The sequence below is a fragment of the Sorangium sp. So ce185 genome (assembly GCF_051526825.1).
Lineage (GTDB): Bacteria > Myxococcota_A > Polyangia > Polyangiales > Polyangiaceae > Sorangium > Sorangium cellulosum_D.
Genome location: NZ_CP150316.1, coordinates 1,002,036 through 1,021,649, shown reverse-complemented (window position 1 = coordinate 1,021,649; position 19,614 = coordinate 1,002,036). Strand labels below are relative to the sequence as shown.

Sequence of the window (19,614 nt, the reverse complement as noted above, 5' to 3'; positions counted from 1 at the left end):
GCGGCAACCGCAAGGTGCGGCCAGCGCGGTACGAGGCGACCGCGCGCCGAGCCCCCGGATGCCCTCGACGCGAGTTCGCGAAGAATCGCGGAGCGCGGACAGCAAAAAGCCCCGGGGGATAACCACCGGGGCTGCTTGGGTTGGTCCTCGAGACCGTTTGGTTGCGCGGGCGGGATTTGAACCCACGACCTTCGGGTTATGAGCCCGACGAGCTACCAGGCTGCTCCACCGCGCGAGAGGGAATCTACTCGCGGCCCCCTGAAGGTCAAGGATTCTCTCACAGCGCCATGTCGATTGTGTCGAGCTCGCCTCCGAGCCGGTTAGTCCCGGCTCCGCGGCGCCGGTTAGTCCCGGCTCCGCGGCGCCGGCCGGCCTCAGCCCAGCCAGTCCGGCAGGAGCGGCGACGGCGCCGCCGTCGACACCACCCAGAGCTGGTGCGCCGCGCGCGTCGCGCCGATGTGGAGCAGGTGCCGCGACTCGTCGTCCGCCGGGTAGGTCGACGCGTTCACGTCGACGAGCACCACGTAGTCGTACTCCAGCCCCTTCACCTGCCGGATCTCCGTCACCTCGACGCCGGGGCGGAACGCGAACTCGTAGGCGCGCACGCGCCGGAGGTTCGGGATCTCCGCCATCCTGAGGGCGTCGTAATAGACGTCCGCCTGCTCGGGGTGGCGCGCCAGGATCGCCAGCGTCGCGCGGGGCTCGCGGGCGAACAGCGGGCGGATCGCGTCGGCCAGGAACGCGACGGCGGCGCCGGCGCTCGGGAAATGGTGGTGCTCGACCGGCGCGCCGCTGCGCGGCGCGAGCGGCGGCGTCGGATCCGCGAGCGGGCCGAGCACCGCGCGGGCGAACGCGAGCACCTCGCGCGTGGAGCGGTACGCGATGCGCAGCGGCTCGACGTCGACCCGCGACAGGCCGAGGTCGTCGAGCGTCGCGCGCCAGTCGCGGAAGCCCGAGTCCATGAAGAGCCGCTGCGCCGTGTCGCCCGCCAGCGTCACGCTGCGCGGCTCGGCCACCACGCCGAGCAGCACCGCGAGGTCGATCGGCGCGAGATCCTGCGCCTCGTCCACGAAGAGGTGCTCGTAGGTGAGCACGTTCTTGCCCTTGCGGAGCTCGCCCCGGAGCAGCTGGTACGCCCGCAGGAGGAGCGCGTCGTCCTCGGGGTCGAGCACCGCGCGGTCGTCGCTCGAGACCTCGCGCGCGTCGGCGCCGCGCTCGTCGTCGCCGTCGTCCGCGGGCTCGTCGGCCATCGCCGCCTTGCGCTCGGCGCGATCGCCGGGGTCGAGATCGAGCACGGCAGGGCAGCGATCCGCGCACCAGCGCCACGCGCGCTTCACCTGCTCCGGGCCGAACTCCGGGTCCCCCGCCGCCTCGAAGGCGGCCAGCGCCCGGTCGAGATCGGTGAGCAGGTCGGCCCAGAACGCGAGGGTGCCGCGCGAGTCGCGGCGCGCCCGCGCGTCGTCCTTGAGCTCCGACGCGCGCTGCTCGAGGAGGTGCAGCATCGCCGGGTGGGTCTTGTACCGGGTCACGACCGAGGGCGTGTTCTCCTCGACCGGCGCCTCGAGCCACGGGAACGCGCGCTTCCTGGCCGCGCGCGCCCACTCGGAGAACGTCTCCACCGCGATGCCGCCCAGGCCGAGCGCGGGGAGCGCCTCGCTGATGTACGCGCGGAGCGCCGGGCTGCCGACGATGACGAGCATCTTGTCGGCGGTGAAGCGGCGGCCGCCGTTGTACGCGAGGAAGGCGAGGCGGTGGACGCCGATCGTCGTCTTGCCGCTGCCGGCGCCGCCCTGGATGACCACGATGCCGCCGTCCGGCTTCGAGATGAGCTCGAACTGCCGCGGGTCGAGGAGCGCGGCGATCTCCGGCAGGTGCCGGTCCTCGCGCGCGTGGAACGCCGCCCCGGTCCCGAGCCCGCCGCGCGCGCCGGCCGCGAGCGCGATGTCGCGCATGTCCTCGGGGCGCACCGCGCTGCCCTGGCCGCCGGCGAGCTCGGTCGCCCGCGTCGCGATCTCGCGGAAGCCCGAGGGCCCCCGCACGAACGTCCCCTGCGGCGCCGCGATGCGGTAGAGCTCGCCGTCGTCGATGGTCACGGTGCGCCGCACGAGCACAGTGCCCTCGACCTCGCGCTCGCCGAAGGTCTCCTCGTACTCCGCGCCCTCCTCGTAGCGGTAGTAGATCTGGCTGACCGGGGCGTGGCGCCAGTCGACGATCCGCACGCCCGCGCTCGCGTCGACGAGCGTCGTGCGCCCGATGAGCACGTCGCGCTCGGGACGGCCCTTCTCCCGCAGGCGCAGGTGGCCGAAGTAGGGCGACTTCGGATCGACGGGCTCGACGACGTTCTCGTTCCGCCGCGCGGCGATCCCTTGCAGGCGCTCCATCTGCTGCACCAGCGCCGGCACGTCCTCGAGCCGCGCCGCCGCGATCTGATCGCGCAGCGAGAGGAGCTGCTCCTCGTAGTTCTCGACGGGCGGCGGCCGCGACGGCTTGGCCGCGACGGTGGCGAGGTGCGCGGTCACGCGGGCGAGCAGGGCCTCCTCCTCGCGCACGATCGCCTCGCCCTTCGCGCTCAGCCCGGCGCCGGGCGCGCCGGCTGCGGGCTGGGCGGACGTGGTCACGACGGTGGCCGAGGTCGGCGCGGTGGACTGCTCTTCGGTGGGCGTGGGGCTCGTAGAACGATTCGCGGTCACGGGAATGCCGGTGCGGTGAGGATCAGGTGACAGGCTGAGCGACAGCGCCAGCGCGCCGGACATCCGTCGAGGCCCGCTGGCGCAGGAGGGTCGGACCTATTGACCGATCCGGCCCAGCTCCGCAACCGCCGCGTGGGGCCCCCCACCGGGGCGGCGCTCCGGCGCGCCGGCGGCGGCCGTGCAAGCGCCTTCGCGGCGTAACGCGCCCTGCGTCCGCGGGTGGATCCACCGAGGGCGGTGGCGTTCTGGATTGAGGTCGCGTGGGTGAACACCGTAAAAGGCAGCGATGCAAAACTGCGCGACCCGGTCCGACCGGCTCCTCGAGCTGATCCTCTTCTCGCTGCGCGATCGCGGGGCGCTCTGCGCGCTGGTCCTCGCCGCCTACCGCGCCGAGCTGACCAGCCTGCTCGATCGCGTCTCCGCGAGCTCGATCGGGGACGATGAGGAGCGGGACGTCGCGTCGTCGTTCGTCCAGAAGGGTCGCGCAGGCGGCGCCGGGGCGCGCGGGCGCGCCGGGGCGCGCCGCGCGGAGCCCCGGATCAGCGAGGAGGACGCGTTCCTCGTCTACGATCTCGCCGGGTGCATCGCCGAGGCGGCGTCCGCGGCCCGCCTCCCGGTCGTCCGCCGCGACGCGCTCGCGCTGCGCGAGAAGGCGGCCGAGGTGCACGCCGGGGGCGAGCGCGCTGAGCGGGAGATGTTCGCGGCCGGCCTCAGGGTCATCGAGCGGATCCTCGACGCGGCGCGCGCGCAGCCCGCGCCCCGGGACGAGCCGGCGAGCAAGGACCTGAACTGAGCGCGGCCGGCGGGCGGCGGCGCGCCGCTCCTGCGATCTCCGTCCACGACCGAGCCGCACCAGGGCCGCGCGGGCGCGTGCCCCTCTGGACGACGGCGCTCGAGGGCCGCGGCTCGCTCCCTGCTCGGGCGCGGGCGTGCGTGCACGCCGGGCGCTCCATCGCTGGCTCGCTCCCTGCACCGGGAGCCGCCGCGGGGCGCTCCACCTCGGTCCCTGGGCTCCTCTCGCGTCCCGTCGGGTCGCTCCCGCGCCGAGGCGTTGCGCGTTGAAGCGTTGAAGCGTTGAAGACGACATGAGCACCCCCTGCGCCGGCTCCCTCCTCGCGCCGCGAGCGCTGCGAACCCCGCTCTGGCGCGCGGCCGCGAGCGCCCCGATGCGCGTCTCCTTCGCCGGAGGCGGCAGCGATCTGCCCGGCGTCGCCCTGCTGGACGGCGGGCGCGTCGTGGGCGCGGCGATCGATCTGCGCGTCCGCGTGGTCGTGGAGCCGTTCGATCGGGGCTGGGTGCGGATGGAGCTCGCCTCGCGCGGCCAGAGGCCGCCTGGTTGGGGCGCCGAGGCCGCCGAGGCCGGCGCGCCGCGCGTGCTCACGCGGCGCCGCACGGATCCTCCGCGCGACGATCTCGCGTTCCGGCTGATCGAGGCGACGCTCGCCGCGACGGGCGTGGGCGACGGGGTCGCGCTCCGGGTCGAGACCGAGATGTCGCCCGGCGCCGGGCTCGGAGGCAGCGCGTCCGCGGCGGTGGCGGCGCTGTTCGCGCTGCGCGCCTCGGTGGGCGAGGTCGCCTCGCCGGAGGAGCTCTCGCGCGAGGCGGTCGCGATCGAGCGCGAGCGCCTGGGCAACGCGTGCGGCGCGCAGGATCAGGTGTTCGCGGCGTTCGGCGGGCTGCTCGATCTCGCCTTCGACGCCCGGGGCTGCTCGGCCGTGCGGCGGCTCGCGATCGGCAGCCCGGAGCTCGTGCCGGCGCTCTCGGCCGGGCTCTTGCTGGTGGACACGGCGGTGCGGCGCGTGTCCGGCGAGGTGCTGGATCGGGTGGACGCCGGCGCGGCGTGCGGGGCCAAGGGCGAGCTCGTCGCGGCGGCCGGCGACGTCGCGCGCGGGTTCGAGATCGGCTCGCTCGCGCTGGTGCTCTCGGGCATGCGCCGCGGGGCGGCGGCCAAGGTGCGGCTGTCGGAGGCGGCGAGCGCCATCGCGGTCGCCATGCAGAAGCGGCTCGACGGGCTGGGGGTCGAGGTGCTCCGGATGTGCGGCGCGGGCGGGGGCGGGCACATTCTGATCTGGGCGCCGGCGGAGCGGCACGCGCGGATCCTGGAGGAGCTCGGGCCGTGTCTGGTGCGGCGGCCTGCGCTGGGGGCGGCGGGGGTGCGGCTCGATCCCGAACCCGCGGCGTGAGCTGCCGAGCTGCCCGGCCGCTCGCGCGTTGCCTCTATCGATCCAGCTCCGCGGCGGAGAGCTCCGCCACGCGCAGGTCGATGTCGGGCGAGTCGCCGTCCCCCAGGAACCACGCCGCGGACAGGCCGGTCCACGCGAGGATCCAGCGCAGCAGGCGCGTTCGTTCGAGGTTGGCCGCATGGGCCACGATCTCCAGCCGTCGGGCGAACCGGCCGGGCTCCGTCGCGACCGGGCGGGTGGGATCGGCCAGGTCCGGATTGGTGAAGATGTTGGCGAAGTCGAAGCTTCGCTCGCCCACGAGGTGCTTGGGGTCGATCGCCAGGAAGCCGCGGTCGCCGAAGTCCAGCACGTTGTCGTGGTGCAGATCGCCGTGCAGCACGACGACCTCGCGAGGCTCCGCGAGCAGGGCGCGGGCAGCTTCCAGGCAGCGCACCAGGATGCCGCCGTGGGCCGCGGCGGCGGGCGCGAGCGCCTGGAACCAGCGCGTGAGCGGGACCAGCTCCGGGAGGGGCCGGGCCCTCGGCGCGTGCAGCCGAGCCGCCACGGCGCACAGGATCCGGCATGCCTCGTCGTCCTCTCCGTTGCGCGACATCTCGGCCAGGGATCTCGGCCCCTCGGCGCGCTCGAGCAGGATGGCGTCGCCCTCGCGGGCCAGCACGCGGGCGGCGCCGTCGCCGTCCCACCACTCCATCACGAGGCCCCCGCGGCGCTCTTCCTCGTGCACGGCCAGCTTGAGCATGGCCGGCTCGCCCGCGCGCCGGACCGGCAGCAAGCGTGCGTTCCGGGTGACGATCGGCTCGCCGTCGGGGATGAGGCTCCATCGGCGCAGGTGCGTGTCGAACATCCGCCTCCGTGTGCGCACGAGCGGGCCGCCGCCTCAAGGACGCGGCGCTAGGCGCTCGTCCTCAGGCGGGCCTTCCGCGCGCCGCGCTCGAGCGCGAGGGCGATGAGGCGCTCGATCAGCGCGCGCGGCGGGATGCCGCTCGCCTCCCAGAGCTTCGGGTACATCGAGATCGCCGTGAAGCCGGGGATGGTGTTGATCTCGTTCACGTAGAGCGAGCGGTCCGGGGCGAGGAAGAGGTCGACGCGGGCCATGCCCGACGCCTCCAGCGCGCGGAAGGTGCGGAGCGCCAGCAGCTGGACGGCGTTCGCCTCGGCCGGCGAGAGGTCGGCCGGGATGCGGATCGTGGCGCCGTCGGCGTCGATGTACTTCGCGGCGTAGGAGTAGAAGCCGTCGGCGTGGCCGACGACGATCTCGCCGGGCACCGAGGCGATCGGGTCGTCGTCGCCGAGCACGGAGCACTCGACCTCGCGCACGCCCTCGATGCCCCGCTCGCAGACGATCTTCAGGTCGAACTCGAAGGCGTGCTCGACGGCCGCCTCGAGCTCGGCGCGCGCCGTGACGCGCCGGACGCCGACGGACGACCCGAGGTTCGCCGGCTTGACGAAGATCGGCCCGAAGCCGCCGCTCCCGGCGGGGGACAGGCCGGCGATCTGCTCGAGGCACGCGCCGCGATCGCGCTCCCACGCGGCGCGGCGGAGCGCGACGTGAGGCACGATCGGGATCTCGGCGTCGCGGAGCAGGCGCTTCATCACGTCCTTGTCCATCCCCACGGCGGAGCCGAGCACGCCGGAGCCGACGTACGGGACGCCGGCGAGCTCGAGGAGGCCCTGGACGCACCCGTCCTCGCCCGTGGGCCCGTGCAGGACGGGGAAGACCACGTCGATCGGCGAGCGCCCGCCGCCCGGCACGGCCAGCGTCGCCTCGCCGGCGGGCCCCGGGTGGGCGGCGAGCGCGATCTCCGGCATCGCCTCGTTCAGCCGGGCGAGGCGGGGGTCGCGCGCGGCGCCGAGGAGCAGCGCCTCGTCCTGGAGCAGCCAGCGGCCGGACTTGTCGATGCCGACGAGCACCGGCTCGAAGCGTTCGCGGTCGAGCGCCTCGACGACGAAGCGGGCAGACAGGAGGGAGATCTCGTGCTCGGCCGAGCGACCGCCGAACAGGACGGCGACGCGCACCTTGGCGGGGTTCCGCATGGCGGCACCCTAGCCGCGATCGGGCGCGGGGGTGAAGAAGGCGGGGTCGGGGTGGCCCGGGGGGCGCGGCCGCTACTCGGAGAGGACGCGGAACGACGCGCGGACCGTCGCCATCGCCACGCGCGCGATGTGACCGTCGGCGAGCTCGACGTCGACCGCGGTGAGCTGCCCCTGACGCTCGATGAGCCTGGCCACGCTCACCCTGGAGCCCCGGGCGACCTCGGCGCGCGCGACCTTGACGTCCGCGAGCGCCTCCAGCTGAACGCCGACGGCGATGCCGCTCGCCACCTTGGCCGGCGCCTCCTCGCCCGCGCCCGCCGCTCCGCCGGGGACGACCACGGCGAGCGCCGCGACGACCGCGACGATGAGGCTGCCCGCCACGCTCCTTCGACCGCGGATGAGCATCGGGGGTGATTCTACGCGGAAGGTGGGCGATGTCACCTGCGATGTCGCCGGATCCGACGCTCCGTCCAGGGGCGCATCGCGACGACACCGAGCGCGGCGGTCGGCACAAGGCCACAGCGGCGCATCGCGCACGGGGGGCGCGGCCGCCGAGCGGGCGCCTGAGCGAGGAGATCCGCGGCGGCGGCATGGCCGCCGGCGTGCCTCGCGGCGCGACATCGAGCTCGGCCAAAAGGGTCCCAATCCGTGGTCGTCGCTCGTGTCCGATAGAAGCAAGGAGTCATGATGAAGCCGCGATCGCTCTTTTCGGCCACAGCCGCGCTGTTGTTTCTCTGCGCCTCGATCCCCGAAGCCGCCGCGCAGGACAAGGCGCCGACCCAGCAAGAGAATTACAGCTACACATTCACGGACGACCTTCTCGATGCCTCGAACAGCGCCGCGACAGGCGCCATGCTCCAGGTCCGGCAGCCCGGGCGCCGCGACAGGCTGCTCCGGCCGAGGCTCCACTTCATCCCGGAGATGCTCAAGTCGGTCGAGTCGATGTGATTCGACGTAACTCGACGTAACTCGACGTGACTCGACGTGACTCGACGTGACTCGACGTGACTCGACGTGACTCGACGTGACTCGACGTGACTCGACGTGACTCGACGTGACGACGTCCGGCGGGCAGAGCTCGTCGGGCCCGGCGGGTACGGCCCCGGACGCACCTGGGATTGACGCGTCCGTCGCGATGTGGTGCCATGACGGCTCTGCTCAGCTCGAGCCGATCCGCCGATGAGTCACCGCTTTCGTATCGATTCCTTTCCTGAGGTCGTGTGGATTGCACGAAGCTCCGACGTGCCGGCGCACGCGGGCGTTCAGCGGCTCTCGGCGCTGGAAGCGACCTGGTGGCTCGACGCGCGCGCCGCCGACCCGATCTACGGCCGGCTGGCGCTCGCCGACATCTGCGATGCGCTCGGCCACACGCCCTCCACGGGACCGTGGCTCGATCCGAGCGGGCTCCGGGCGCGGGTGCGGGAGGCGCTCCTCGACGGCCGTCTGGTCGCGTACCGCACGACGCGCGTCTCCCCCGGCGCGCCCGTCCTGTCGCCGGAGCTCCCCGAGCCCAGCGGGCCTGAGCCGCCCGCCCGGGAAGAGAAGACCTGGATCGCAGTTCAGCTCATGGACGACGCGGATCCGCCGCAGCCCGTGCCTTTCAAGAAATACCGCCTGGAGGTGCCCGGTCAGCTGCCCCGCGAGGGCTTGCTCGATCAAAACGGTCGGATCTTCGTCGAGGGGATCGACCCCGGGACGTGCAAGATCTCGTTCCCTGAGCTCGACGCCGACGACTGGCGGCCCGCTTAGCTCCGGCTCACGGCAGACACCCCTGAGCGCACGCCTCCTCCTCGAGCTTCCGCGCCGCCTCGATGACCCGCTTCGCCTTCGGGATCTCGTCCCACTTCCTGTCGGGCAGCTCGACGGTGCACGTCACGTCGGGAAAGCCCGCCTTGATCACGATGTAGCCCGGCGCGCTCTCCCGCTCCTTCGGCGCGAGCCCGCAGAACCCGACGTCGAGCAGGAGCTCGTGAAAGGCCTCCAGGCTCTCGGGCTTCACCTGCCCATGCCCCACCACATCCGGCCGGAACCCCGTGCTGCGCCGGCGCATGGCCGCCCCAGAGGCCGCGATCGAGAACCGCTTCCGCAGGGCCGAGGTGTGGACCTCCACGACCGGCGGCGGAGGCGGCGTCTCGCTCGCCGACGCGACGGCGGAGGCTGGCGCGCTGGACGCGGGCGCCGACGCGGGCGCCGACGCGGCGGCGAGGGCCGGCGCGCTGGACGCGGACGGCGGCGCCGCTGCCACGGCCGTGGACGCGGGCGCGCGCGGCGGCGCGGCCGGCTCCCCGGAGGAGCAGGCGGCCACGAGCGCCAAGATCGAGCAGAGACAGCCACGCATCGTCATTGCGCTTAGACTCCATAATAGACGAGGCCGCGGGCCTTCGCGTCGTGCCGCTGATCGACGAGGCCGTCGCCGGTCGCGTGTACCCGCGGCCACAGGTAGGAGTGATGGCCCTCGAGGCCGCTCGCGTGGAGGCCCTTCGCGTCTCTCGCCGTGAAGGTGACCACGACCTTGCTCGCGGGGGTCGCGAGGTCGGCGACGAGCACCTTGGGGTCCTTGGTGCTCACGGACGCGCCGGCGCCGAGGGCGGAGTAGCTGCTGAAGATGGTCTTGAGGTCGAACTGCTTGAAGGTGTCGCGTATGTGGATCCACTGCAGCTTCACCTGGCTGATCTTCCCGCCGGCCAGGTGCGAGATCTCCACGCGGTACTCGCTCTCGTCGAACAGCCCGGCGTCGATGCGGTCGAGCACGTCGGGCCTGATCTCGAACGTGCCGCCGCCGTTCGCGGCGCTGAGTTTGTGGAAGACCTGGACGCGGTAGGGGGGCGGCGGATCGGCGACCTTGACCTGCTTCGTGGCCTTCGAGGCGGAGCCCAGGTAATTGGACAGGTCTTTCCCGCCGAGCGCCTTGCGCGCCGCCCACCCGTCGAGGGTGTCGCCCATGGCGTCCTCGTGGACCAGCGCCGCCCAGTTCTGCCCCGGGTTGGCGGCCTTCCACGCCTCGTAGAACGTCTTCTTGTTCTTCAGGTGCGTGAAGAACGAGGTCGCGATCGGGATCGACGCGACCGCCGAGGGCGAGGCCTCCTCGTACCCGAGGATGCCGCGCACCTGGGGCGAGCTGCGGGCCATGACTCGCGCCCACATCGCCCACGTCGTGTTGTTGAGCGTCGAGCACTGGGCGAGGATGATCCACTGCGGCCCGCTGAACGCGCGGCCCGCCATGTCGTACTTGCCGGCCACGAAATAGGCGCTGAAGGGAATGTACGCCTCGCGCGGGTCGTCGGCGACGCCCGCCCTGGGGTGCGGGAGCGCCGCCGGGTGCTCGGGGTTCAGGTCGCCCCGGGCGAAGCCGCCGAGCCAGCCGTGAGAGCTCATGTACAGCAGGCTGGCGCGGAAGAGGGTGCCCTTGGCGCCGGCCGACGCGCCGCTGACGATCTGCTTCTTGGCGCCGTCGACCTCGACCACGGGATCGAGCATGAACTCGCTCAGGAACTTCGCGGAGAGCTCGGCGCCGGCGTGGCGCCCGACGAGCTTCTCCCAGTTCGTGCCCTTGAGCTCCGGGAAATCCACGGCCGCGCCGCCGCGGAAGTTCTGCCACATGCCGTCCTGACCGAGCCCGTTGAGCCCGCCCGGGCAGATGCAGGCGATGCCCTTCGGATCCTTCGCGGCGAGGGAGCCGGCGCGCTTCAGCTTGTAGATGGGCAGGAAATCGTGCTTGGGGTCGACGAGGCGCCCGGGCTCGGCCGGGTCCTGGTCGAGCAGGTCGAGCAGGTTGCGCCAGCCCGTGGCGCCCCCCTTGGCGTCGAGGAGCTTGCCGAACGCCTCGCTGTCGACGGCCGAGGTGCCGTCGGCCATGGCGTAATAGAAGAAGCTGGGGGCCGCCTTGACGACGCTCATGCCGTCTCCTCCCGCAGGCTCTCTTGCATGGAGTCATCGCCTCCCTCGACGATCCGCCGGATCGCGTCGCGCGTCGGCCCGTCGAGCTCCCCCGAGCGCTCGAGGCCCTTCGCCGCCTGGAAGCGCAGGATCGCGCCGCGGTCGCTGTCATCGTCGTGGGTGAAGCCGAAGTTGCGCAGGTGGCAGAGCATGGCCTCGTCCGAGCTCGGGTCGGCGTCGGTGACGAGGACGCGCAACGAGATCTCGTGATCGCTCCCCTCGGGCGTGTAGGTGACGACGATCCTCTGGCGGCCCTTGGGCACGGCGTTCTTGATCCAGCCCTTCGCGTCGGTCTTGCCATGAATCCGCGCCTGAGAGGGCAGCGTGAGGCGATACTCGACGTCGCCGGACGGGCGGTAGAGCTCGTCGTGGATCTGGAGCTCGAACGGCTGGAGCTCGACGCCGGGGCCACAGGGGCAGCGCTCGGCGATGCCGCGGTAGACCTCACAGCGGAAATGAGGGGTCTTGTCGTCCGGGGGCGGGGCGCGTCCTTGCCGCGGAGGTTGCCCTTGCACGGCCCCACATCGCCCAGGCGGCACGGGAGGCCGCTCGGCCTTGTCGAGGGGCTGAAGAGGATGACGACCACGCGGCGGCTGGCGTCGTCGGCGACGCCCTGGGTGAAGGGGTTGTACTCGCCACAGCCCATGAACTTGGAGCCGCCGACGTCGAGGACCTGCGCCGCGTCGATGGGCTCCGGGATCGAGCGCTGGAAATACGCCTTGAAGAGGGCTTTGCGGGTGTCGGGGCCGGCGTCGCCGTCGGCGCCGAGGCCGGAGCGCTCCTGAAAGCGCTCGATCGCGGCCTTGGTCTTGGGGCCGAGCACGCCGTCCTCGGCGAGGCGAGGGCTCCTGTCCTCGGGGGGCTGAACGGCGTTGAGCATCACCTGGATCGCGCTCGGGCCCCAGTGCTCGGCGCGATAACGCTCTTCCCATGGCTCCGGGTCATGGGTGAGCGCCGCGTGGGCCAGGCGGGCGCGCTGCTCGGAGAGCCCCTTGTTGTACGCCTCGTCGCCGACCGTGTCGGTGTGGCCGAAGATCGCCGCCTGTTTGCTGGGCTTGGCCTTGACCGTCGCGGCGATGGAGCCGAGAGAGTCCATCCCGCCGGGGCGAATGAACGTACGATCGAAATCGAAGTGGGGGCCGGAGAGCTCACTGCACTCGATCTTCGGGCTGAAAATGAAGCGGTGGGCCTTCCCGGTCGAGATCGCCACGCCTTTTGCCTCGTCGCTCTCGGCCATGTCCCGCGCTCACCACCTCCGGAGCCGGCACTACATCGCGAGCCTACCGCGGCTGTCAAGGCGCGCGCTCGGCGCAGCGCGAGCGCCCGCGCTTCACCGGCCCGGATCGCCTGTCCCACCTCGGGGAGGGTGCGGCGCAGGAGCGGTGGGCGAGGACGGAGGGCCAACCGGAGGCGCGGAGCTAAAGCACCCAGACCCCGACGCCGCGGAGCGACACGAGCGCGCCGACCGGCGGCGAGCTGTACGCGACGCCCACGCCATCCACCGAGAAATCGTTGCGACGGAGCGGCAGCAGCGCGGCGGCGCCGACGTCGAAGCCGAGCGGACCCGAGAGGCGCGAGAGCGACAGCTCGAGCGGCACCGCCAGCCACGCCTTCGCCGCGACGTCGTTCCGCGTATAGCCGCTCGCCGCCGCCTGGAGCCGGCCGGCGTGAACGCCGGAGCAGACATCGAAGCGCAGCGCCGCCGAGCCGGCGGCCGCGAAGCAGGCGCGCGCGACGCCGCCGAGCAGCGTTTCGCGGAGCTCGCCCGGTCCGTGTCTCAGCGTCTGCGGGACGAGCCAGAGGGCCCCCATCGTCGCTCGCCATCGCGCGCCGCCGATGCCGACCTCCGCGGAGAGCGCCGGCGCGAAGGGGCGCACCACGCCGAACAGGCCGGCGGCGCCGGCCGCCAGGGTGAGCCGCGTCGCGTCGCCCTCCGGGCTCGGCGCCTCGCGCTCCCGCGCGCCGCCACCGGCTCCCGGGGGCTCGGGCCGCGCGGGCAGCGCCGCCGCCGAAGCCTGGGAAGGTGCCGGCGCTCCAGGGGCAGTCGCCGGCGCTCGCGCCTGGAGCGCCGGCGCCGGCGCCGGCGCCCCGGGCTCGCCGCCCGCGTCGGCGTCGGGCTCTCGCAAGGGCGGCTCCCGCGCGTCGGAGTCGAGCAGCAGCGCGAGCGTCACCGCCGTCGCCTGCTCGAGCGCCGCGCAGCTGCCGCCGCGATCGCGCAGCTCGCGCGCGCCGCTCCCGCTCCGGATGGACGCGCGGAAGCCGTCGTCGCCGCGGGTGAAGCTGACGGCGTACGCCCCGCTCGCCCCCGTCTCCGGTCGCCCCCGGAGCTGCTCGACGCGCGCGATGAGGCGCGGCGCGTCCGGACAGCTCTCGGCGCCGGCACCGCGCGTCACGCTCAGAAACGGCTCGGCGCGCGCCCTGGCGGTCCCCGCGGCGGCCAGCATCGCACAAAAACCCACGCAAAGAGCGCGAATCCTCCGCATCGGGACGACGCGAGCGTAGCCGCAGCGCGGAACACGCGCGATTTTTTGTGATCGGGTCGGGCCCGTCTCCCCACGAGGGGGCCGAGTGGTATCGTTTCCGTTCGATTCTCCGTACAATTCCGCGCCCGAGCTCGCGGGCTCGGCTCATTGCGCTCGCTGAGCAGGTCACCCGGACGTCACGGGCATGAGCACACCGGACCCCAGCTTTCGAGCCCTCTATGACGCGCACTTCAATTTCGTCTGGTGCTCGCTCAGGCGCCTCGGCGTTCGCGAGGCGGACGTGCTCGATCTGGCGCAAAAGGTGTTCTTGACCGCGCACCTCAAGCTCCCCGAGTTCGAGGGCCGGTCGCTCGTCACGACCTGGCTCTTCGCCATCTGCCAGCGGGTGGCGAGCGACTACCGGCGCTCGGCGCGTTTCCGGCGCGAGGTCACGACGGACGCCGCGGCGATGGACCTCTACGGCGGCGCGTCCGAGGAGCTCGCGCAGAGCGCGGAGTCGCGGCAGCGCGCGCAGGCGGCAGAGACCCTCTTGAACAAGCTGCCGGAGCCGCAGCGCCTCGTGTTCGTCCTGTTCGAGCTCGAGGAGATGTCCGGCCAGGACATCGCAGATCTGCTGGGGATCTCGGTCGGCACCGTACGCTCGCGCCTGCGCCTGGCGCGCGAGGCGTTCTCGCGCGAGGTCAAGCGCCTCGCCGTCGCACAAGGCACGGGCCGAAAGGAGGCGGTGTGATGGGGGATCCGGAACGGTTGCTGAGCGCCAAGAGCGGCGCGGATCCGCTCGAGCGGGAGCTCCTCGGGAGCGTGCGCCACGTGGGTCCGCCCGAGGGCGCGAAGGAGCGCGCGTGGAGCGGCATCGCGAGCGAGCTCGCGGCGGCGGCGGCCGTCGGCGTCACGGCGGGCTCCGGCGCGGCGGCCGCCAAGAAGGCGGCCGCCGGTTCGCTCCTGTCGTCGGCGCTGTCGATCAAGGCAGCGGCGGTGCTCGTGGGCGGCGGCCTGGCGCTCGGCGCGGGGTACTGGGCGCTCTCGTCGTCGGCCGAGCCGCCGCCGAGCCGCTCGGCGGGCCCGGAGCAGGCGCAGGCGGTGGCGCCGCAAGCGTCGGCGGCGGCGCCGCAGGAGCCGCAGGAGCCGCAAGCGCCGCAGGAGCCGCAGGCGCCGGTCGCAACGGCGGCCGAGCCGGCGCCGCGCCCCGGGCCGCGGCCGGAGAATCCGATCGAGGGGGAGCCGAGCCGGAGGCCGAGCGGACCGAAGCAGACTGAGACCGATCTGCTGCGCGCGGAGAGCGCGCTGCTCACGGAGGCGCGCGCCAAGCTGCGCTCCGGGGACGCGGCGGCGGCCGCGGCGACCCTCGAGCGCTTGCGCGCGCAGTTCCCGAACGGCGTGCTCCGGCAGGAGCGCGAGGTGCTCGCCATCGAGGTGCTGGCCTCGCGCGGCAACATGCAGGAAGCGAAGCGGCGCGCTCAGGCCTTCGTCAAGCAGTATCCCGGGAGCCCCCACAGCGCGAAGCTCAAGCGGCTCCTGGACGCGCCGTGAAGCGCTGGTCGGCCGCTCGCATGGCGGCGCTCGGCTGCCTCGCCGCCTCCGGGTGCGACGCGGAGATCACCTCGGTCGGCGCCTGGGCGCCTGTCGTCTCCGGATCTTCGTACGTCGAGGCGGAGCTCGGAGAGCTGACCGGCGGCTTCACCGTGGGCGAGGACAGCCGCGCTTCCGGGGGCCGTTTCCTCTCGCCCCCCGGCGGGATGAGCTCGGGCGAGGCGCCGGGGCCCGCGCGCGCTCGCTACCGCTTCGAGGCGCCGAGCGCGGCAGACTACGTGATCTGGGGGCGGATCTACGCGCCGAACGCGATCGACAACCGCTTCTGGTTCCAGGTGGACGGCGGCGCGTGGACCCTCTGGCGCATCAGCGTCGGCGAGATCTGGTTCTGGGACGATCTCCACGACGACACCCGCTACGGCGAGCCGCTCCGCTTCTCCCTCGCGGCCGGGGCTCACGAGCTCGTCCTCGCGAACGCCGCCGACGGCGTCCGGCTGGATCGGCTGTACTTCACGCCGGACGGCGATGAGCCGCCGGGCAACGACACGCCGTGCGATCCCCCGCATTCGATCGAGGTCGGCGGCGAATGCCTCCCGAGCTGCGGCGCCTTGCAGGGCACCGAATGCGGCGAAGCCCAGTGCGCCGGGCGCGAATTGCTCGACGCCTACGACTGCGGGGTGTGCTGTCGCCTCGAAGGACCGTGAGCCGAGCCGCGCCCCGGGATCGGTCGGAGCTCGTCGACCGAAGACACACCTCTTCGCACCCGATCGAGGCGTCTTCACGTCTCGATGACGAAAAAGGTGATCGCTCCCTCGCTGGACTGCCACCCACCCGGAGTCGCCAGCAGCCCCGAGCGGAGCCCTGAATGACTACGTTATCCATCGATAAATCCACGGCCCACGGAAGCGTGGGAGTGCTCGCCCTGGCGTTCGCGCTGTCGGCGTGCCTCGGCAACCTGGGAGGCGTCGACGGCGCGCCGCCCGGGGAAGGCACGAGCGGCACGAGCGGCAGCTCGAGCGGCGGCGGCCCGGGGACGGTGACCCCCGGGGAGGCGCTCGAGTGCGACGCGAGCGTCGTCGATCCGGGGCCGTCGCCGATGCGCCTGCTCTCGCGGGAGCAGTACCTGAATACCGTGCGCGACCTCGTCGGCGACGTGCCCGGCCTGGAGGCGGCGCTCGGCCCCGCGAACGAGGCGTCGGCGTTCGGCCTCGTGCAGCCCGACGTGACGCAGGTCGAGCTCGAGCATTTCCAGGCCGCGGCGGACGTCATCGCCGCGGCGATCGCCTCCGACCCGGTGCGGCTCGGCGACATCGCGCTTTGCGAGGCCGGCGCCGAGCCGCGCGCGTGCGCGCGCCAGGTGGTCGTGCGCTTCGGCGCCCGCGCCTACCGCGCGCCGATCACGGACGCGGCGGACATCGAGCGACACCTCGGGCTGTTCGGCGCCGGCGCGGAGACGAGCTACGAGCACGGGATCGAGATGCTCCTCCGCGGCATGCTGCAGTCGCCGCGCTTCCTCTACCGCGTCGAGATCGGCACCTCGGAGAAGGTGAGCGAGCGCGCCGTGAGGCTCTCTCCGCACGAGGTGGCCGCGCGCCTCTCCTACACGCTGTGGGGCACGCTGCCGGACGCCCGGCTGAACGAGGCCATCGAGGACGGCGGCCTGACCACCCGGGAGGGCGTCGCGGCGCAGGTCGGCTGGATGCTCGAGGACGAGCGCGGCAAAAAGCTCCTCCATCGCTTCCTCGGCAGCTGGACGCACCTGAACGGCCTTTACGGCGTGGTGAAGGACGAGAGCGCCTTCCCCGAGTGGCAATCGCGGTCGTTCCGCGAGTCGCTGCGCGGGCAGGCCGACGCCTTCTTCGACCACGTGCTCCACGAGCAGGGCGGCGCGCTGCGCGCGCTCTTCACCTCGACGACGGTCTTCTACAACAAGGACCTGGGCGGGTATTACGGCGTCACCGGCGGCGACGCCTTCCAGGCGCTCGAGCGCGCGGACGGCACCGCGTCTGGCATCCTGACGCTCCCGGCGCTGCTCGCGGTCCAGGCGAAGCCCGCCGAGAGCTCGCCGATCTACCGCGGGAGGTTCGTGCGCGAGGCCCTGCTCTGCCAGCAGCTGCCGGCCCCGCCGGCCAACATCCCCAAGCCGCCCGAGGTCGACGCGAGCAGCTCGACCCGCGAGCGGCTGGCGCAGCACGAGGTGGACCCGAGCTGCTCCGGCTGCCACCAGCTGCTCGACCCGATCGGCTTCGGCTTCGAGCACTACGACGCGCTCGGCCGCTACCGCGAGCTCGACGGCGGCAAGCCGGTCGACGCGAGCGGCAAGGTGGTCGTCACCCGCGACATGAACGGCGAATTCGTGGGCGTTGCGGAGCTCGGCGAGAGGCTCGCGGGCAGCGCCGAGGTGGAAGAGTGCGTGGCGCGCCAGTGGTTCCGCTTCGCGATCGCCCGCTTCGAGCAGGACATGGATGGCTGCTCGATGGAGCGGTTGCTCGAGACGTTCAGGGCCGCCGGTCAGGACCTGAACGCGCTGCCCCGCGCCGTCGTGGAGACGGACGCTTTCCTCTACCGCCGTCCGATCGATCAGCACGCGAAGGAGATGCCATGAACCGCAAAGGCCCGATCGACCTCCGGACCCAGATCAGCCGCCGCAAGCTGCTCGGCGGGCTGGGCGCCCTGACCGTCGCGCTGACGAGCCCCATCTGGCGGAGCGCCACCGTGTTCGGACAGGACGCGAACCAGCCGGGCGCAAAGCGCTTCATCGGCATCTTCTCGGCGAACGGCACGGTGCCGTCGGCGTTCTTCCCGCCGGGGGACGCGCACGACGCGCCGCTGTCGCTCGGCCCGATCCTCCAGCCCCTCGAGGCGCACAAGCAGAAGATGCTGGTGCTCAAGGGCGTGCACATGAACTCGACGGTCGAGGACGAGCTCGGGGTGCCGAGCGCGAACAAGCCCGGCGGCCCGCACATGAAGGGCCCCGGCGCGATGTTGACGGGCGGCTCGCTGCTCGCCGGCAGCTTCACCGGCGCGGGCGGGCCTGCCGGCTGGGCGGATCGGATCTCGGTGGATCAATACATCGCCAGTCGGATCGGCGGCAGCAGCCAGTTCCCGTCGCTCGAGTTCGGCGTGCGCATCGAGGGGCAGGAGCCGCTCCGCGTCATCTCGTACCGCGGCGCGAACCAGCCGAACATCGCGGTCGACGACCCGTTCCAGATGTACGCGCGGATCTTCGCCAACGCGGACCTGTCCGACACGGAGCTCCAGCGGCTGATGGCCGAGCGCCAGAGCGTGCTGGACTTTTTGAAGGACGATATCGGCCGGCTGCAGGCGCGCGTCAGCTCCGAGGACAAGGCGCGGCTCGAGGCGCACCTCGGCGGCATTCGCAACATCGAGCAGCGGCTGCAGAGCTCGGGGGTCTCGTGCACGCCGCTCGAGATGCCGGAGAAGTTCGACACGCGCGCCATGGAGAACTACCCGAAGGTCGGCCGGCTGCAGATGGATCTCATGCTGCTCGCGCACATCTGCGGGATGACCCGCGTGTCCACGTTCATGTGGGCCAACGCCGATAGCTGGCAATACTATCCCTGGATCGGCGTGAACGAGGAGCACCACGAGCTGTCCCACGCCGGCGACGACGACGCGGTCGCGAACGAGAAGCTCGTGAAGATCAACCGGTGGCACAGCGAGCAGGTGAACTACGTGCTGGACCAGCTGGCGCTCGCCAAGGAGGTGGACGGCAGCTCGATGCTCGATAGTACGCTATTGCTGTGGGGGAACGAGCTCGGCGTCGGCAATACGCACACGTACAGGGACATCCCGTGGGTGCTCGCGGGCGGCGTGGGGGGCTATTTCAAGATGGGCAGGTACATCAAGTATGCGGACCTGCCGCACAACAACCTGCTCGTGTCGGTGTGCAATGCGATGGGGCTGGAGGACGTGACCACGTTCGGGATCCCCGGCGTGTGCACCGGGGCGCTGCCGGGACTGGTGGCGTGAGGCGGGGGTGGCGGCGGGGCGTGAGGGAGGTGGGGCGCGGCGCTCGTGAGCAGCGTCCCCGACGAGCCTGCACCCGCCCGAGTTCGGGGCTGGCCCGATCGCGCCGCCGATCGCCCCAGCCCTCGACCCGCACGGCCGCCTGCACATCGAGACGTCGACGCTACGGATCGATCCTTACCGGCCTTGCTCGGCGCGGTCCATCAGCGAGCTCGATGGCAAGCTCGGATCAAGGATCTTGCGAGCGCTCTCCACGCCCACGACCGGCAACGCGCCGGGTTCGAGCAGCCCGATCTGGACGAGCACGCTCGCCTGATCCCAGTAGATATGCTCATGGGCGAGCTTGCCCTCCCGAAACTGCACGATGGCGACCAAGGGCACCTCGACCCGCCTCCCCGTCGGGGCGATGCCGGGCAGCATCCAATCCATCTCGATCGTATGGGTGAACCTGAAGACCATCTCTTCAACCAGCCGGTCTTCGCCGAGGGTCCGCGACACAGGGATCATCTCCGTGTCCAGAGGCATCTGCGGGATGAAGCGCCTGGAGTAGAACTCCCTCAGCTCATCCCGCCCCTTCCCTCCGGTCAGCACAGGGACGTGATTGACATAGGCGTCCTCGACCATCGTCTTCAGCGTGATCTCAGGATCTTTGGCGACAAACTCGCCGCGGAGGTGCTCCTCCCAGACGTCGACGAGCACATCCCTGGATTCATCCTGGAGCATCCCCTGCGGATTTGCTGTCGTGTTCATCTTGCGATTCCTGTGTTG

18 protein-coding genes, 1 tRNA gene and 1 pseudogene are annotated in these 19,614 nt (G+C 72.4%); 9 read left to right on the top strand and 11 right to left on the bottom strand.

What is annotated here, in order from left to right; all coding sequences use genetic code 11:
* Positions 1 to 158: 158 nt before the first annotated feature.
* Positions 159 to 235 (bottom strand) — tRNA-Met (locus WMF26_RS03920).
* Between the two features lie 139 nt (positions 236 to 374).
* Positions 375 to 2,618: an ATP-binding domain-containing protein gene (locus WMF26_RS03915; RefSeq protein WP_437999192.1), complete on the bottom strand. Its 2,244-nt coding sequence runs from the start codon at positions 2,616 to 2,618 to the stop codon at positions 375 to 377.
* A 358-nt stretch (positions 2,619 to 2,976) separates the two neighbouring features.
* On the opposite strand from WMF26_RS03915, the gene WMF26_RS03910 reads away from it, so the two are divergent.
* Entirely contained in the window at positions 2,977 to 3,483 is a 507-nt protein-coding gene (locus WMF26_RS03910) for a hypothetical protein (protein ID WP_061624997.1), read from the top strand.
* A 292-nt stretch (positions 3,484 to 3,775) separates the two neighbouring features.
* Positions 3,776 to 4,873: a GHMP family kinase ATP-binding protein gene (locus WMF26_RS03905; protein ID WP_437999191.1), complete on the top strand. Its 1,098-nt coding sequence runs from the start codon at positions 3,776 to 3,778 to the stop codon at positions 4,871 to 4,873.
* A 34-nt stretch (positions 4,874 to 4,907) separates the two neighbouring features.
* On the opposite strand, the gene WMF26_RS03900 is transcribed toward WMF26_RS03905, so the two are convergent.
* From WMF26_RS03900 to WMF26_RS03890, 3 genes are all read right to left on the bottom strand, one after another.
* Positions 4,908 to 5,717: an aminoglycoside phosphotransferase family protein gene (locus WMF26_RS03900; RefSeq protein WP_437999190.1), complete on the bottom strand. Its 810-nt coding sequence runs from the start codon at positions 5,715 to 5,717 to the stop codon at positions 4,908 to 4,910.
* A gap of 47 nt (positions 5,718 to 5,764) precedes the next feature.
* The gene (locus WMF26_RS03895; protein ID WP_437944734.1) at positions 5,765 to 6,907 is read right to left on the bottom strand and encodes a D-alanine--D-alanine ligase family protein; all 1,143 of its coding nucleotides are present in this window, start codon (positions 6,905 to 6,907) and stop codon (positions 5,765 to 5,767) included.
* Between the two features lie 72 nt (positions 6,908 to 6,979).
* The gene (locus tag WMF26_RS03890; protein WP_437999189.1) at positions 6,980 to 7,312 is read right to left on the bottom strand and encodes a hypothetical protein; all 333 of its coding nucleotides are present in this window, start codon (positions 7,310 to 7,312) and stop codon (positions 6,980 to 6,982) included.
* Positions 7,313 to 7,591: 279 nt separating this feature from the next.
* On the opposite strand from WMF26_RS03890, the gene WMF26_RS03885 reads away from it, so the two are divergent.
* A complete protein-coding gene (locus WMF26_RS03885) occupies positions 7,592 to 7,855 on the top strand; it encodes a hypothetical protein (protein ID WP_437999188.1) in 264 nt (87 codons plus the stop codon).
* 294 nt (positions 7,856 to 8,149) lie between these two features.
* Positions 8,150 to 8,656: a hypothetical protein gene (locus WMF26_RS03880; protein ID WP_437999187.1), complete on the top strand. Its 507-nt coding sequence runs from the start codon at positions 8,150 to 8,152 to the stop codon at positions 8,654 to 8,656.
* Between the two features lie 7 nt (positions 8,657 to 8,663).
* Here WMF26_RS03880 and WMF26_RS03875 read toward each other — a convergent pair whose 3' ends face one another.
* The 5 genes and pseudogenes from WMF26_RS03875 to WMF26_RS03855 form a co-directional block, all read right to left on the bottom strand.
* On the bottom strand, positions 8,664 to 9,251 hold the full coding sequence (locus WMF26_RS03875; protein WP_438002517.1) for a hypothetical protein: 588 nt from the start codon (positions 9,249 to 9,251) through the stop codon (positions 8,664 to 8,666).
* A gap of 5 nt (positions 9,252 to 9,256) precedes the next feature.
* A complete protein-coding gene (locus tag WMF26_RS03870) occupies positions 9,257 to 10,804 on the bottom strand; it encodes a hypothetical protein (RefSeq protein ID WP_437999186.1) in 1,548 nt (515 codons plus the stop codon).
* On the bottom strand, positions 10,801 to 11,358 hold the full coding sequence (locus WMF26_RS03865) for a hypothetical protein (protein WP_437999185.1): 558 nt from the start codon (positions 11,356 to 11,358) through the stop codon (positions 10,801 to 10,803). Before WMF26_RS03865 ends, WMF26_RS03870 begins: the two co-directional genes overlap by 4 nt.
* A 221-nt stretch (positions 11,359 to 11,579) precedes the next feature.
* Positions 11,580 to 12,080: pseudogene (locus WMF26_RS03860) on the bottom strand (OmpA family protein); the annotation flags it as partial.
* Between the two features lie 181 nt (positions 12,081 to 12,261).
* Positions 12,262 to 13,302, bottom strand: a complete 1,041-nt coding sequence (locus tag WMF26_RS03855; RefSeq protein ID WP_437999184.1) for a hypothetical protein — start codon at positions 13,300 to 13,302, stop codon at positions 12,262 to 12,264.
* Between the two features lie 208 nt (positions 13,303 to 13,510).
* Here WMF26_RS03855 and WMF26_RS03850 point away from each other — a divergent pair, with 208 nt between their 5' ends.
* The 5 genes from WMF26_RS03850 to WMF26_RS03830 all read left to right on the top strand — a co-directional run bounded on the left by WMF26_RS03850 (position 13,511) and on the right by WMF26_RS03830 (position 18,849).
* On the top strand, positions 13,511 to 14,056 hold the full coding sequence (locus WMF26_RS03850) for an RNA polymerase sigma factor (protein WP_437999183.1): 546 nt from the start codon (positions 13,511 to 13,513) through the stop codon (positions 14,054 to 14,056).
* On the top strand, positions 14,056 to 14,856 hold the full coding sequence (locus WMF26_RS03845; protein WP_437999182.1) for a tetratricopeptide repeat protein: 801 nt from the start codon (positions 14,056 to 14,058) through the stop codon (positions 14,854 to 14,856). The genes WMF26_RS03850 and WMF26_RS03845 overlap by 1 nt, the downstream gene beginning before the upstream one ends.
* On the top strand, positions 14,853 to 15,560 hold the full coding sequence (locus WMF26_RS03840) for a hypothetical protein (protein WP_437999181.1): 708 nt from the start codon (positions 14,853 to 14,855) through the stop codon (positions 15,558 to 15,560). Before WMF26_RS03845 ends, WMF26_RS03840 begins: the two co-directional genes overlap by 4 nt.
* A gap of 161 nt (positions 15,561 to 15,721) precedes the next feature.
* On the top strand, positions 15,722 to 17,461 hold the full coding sequence (locus WMF26_RS03835; RefSeq protein WP_437999180.1) for a DUF1592 domain-containing protein: 1,740 nt from the start codon (positions 15,722 to 15,724) through the stop codon (positions 17,459 to 17,461).
* Complete coding sequence (locus WMF26_RS03830) at positions 17,458 to 18,849, top strand: DUF1552 domain-containing protein (protein WP_437999179.1); 1,392 nt, start codon at positions 17,458 to 17,460, stop codon at positions 18,847 to 18,849. Before WMF26_RS03835 ends, WMF26_RS03830 begins: the two co-directional genes overlap by 4 nt.
* A gap of 174 nt (positions 18,850 to 19,023) precedes the next feature.
* On the opposite strand, the gene WMF26_RS03825 is transcribed toward WMF26_RS03830, so the two are convergent.
* A complete protein-coding gene (locus tag WMF26_RS03825) occupies positions 19,024 to 19,596 on the bottom strand; it encodes an ester cyclase (protein ID WP_437999178.1) in 573 nt (190 codons plus the stop codon).
* Positions 19,597 to 19,614: the final 18 nt, after the last annotated feature.